Raw genomic sequence first — 408 nt, forward strand, 5'->3', positions numbered from 1 at the left:
GCCCCGCCACCCCGATCAGCGCGCCGGCCGAGCCGAACAGCACGGGCATGGCGACGCTGGACGCATTGATCGCCATCAGGCGCAGGCCCAGGGCCTCGCCATGGCGGTGGTGCGGCGTGATCTGGTGCAGCATGCTCATGATCATCGGCTGCACCGAGCCGAGCGCGAAGCCCAGCAGCACCGAGCACAGGCCGAGCGCCCAGGCGGTCGGCAGCAGCGGATAGACCGCGAACAGCAGGGCCGTCGCCACCATGGCCCAGGTGACCACGGCCGCCTCCCTGAGCCGCGCGGCCACCAGCGGCATGAGGATGCGGATCGCCGCCGCGGCGATGGCGAACGCGCCGAGGATGGAACCGATCACCGAGGCGGACAGGCCCCGTTCGTGACCGAGCAGCGGCACCACGAAGG

1 protein-coding gene is annotated in these 408 nt (G+C 72.1%); it reads right to left on the reverse strand.

Going from position 1 to position 408, the window contains the following annotated elements; genetic code table 11:
• The coding region (locus GVL50_RS28600; protein ID WP_159815860.1) for an MFS transporter at positions 1-408 on the reverse strand (408 nt) is incomplete at both ends.

It is taken from the genome of Pseudomonas sp. 18058, assembly GCF_902706155.1.
GTDB classification, from domain to species: domain Bacteria; phylum Pseudomonadota; class Gammaproteobacteria; order Pseudomonadales; family Pseudomonadaceae; genus Aquipseudomonas; species Aquipseudomonas rustica.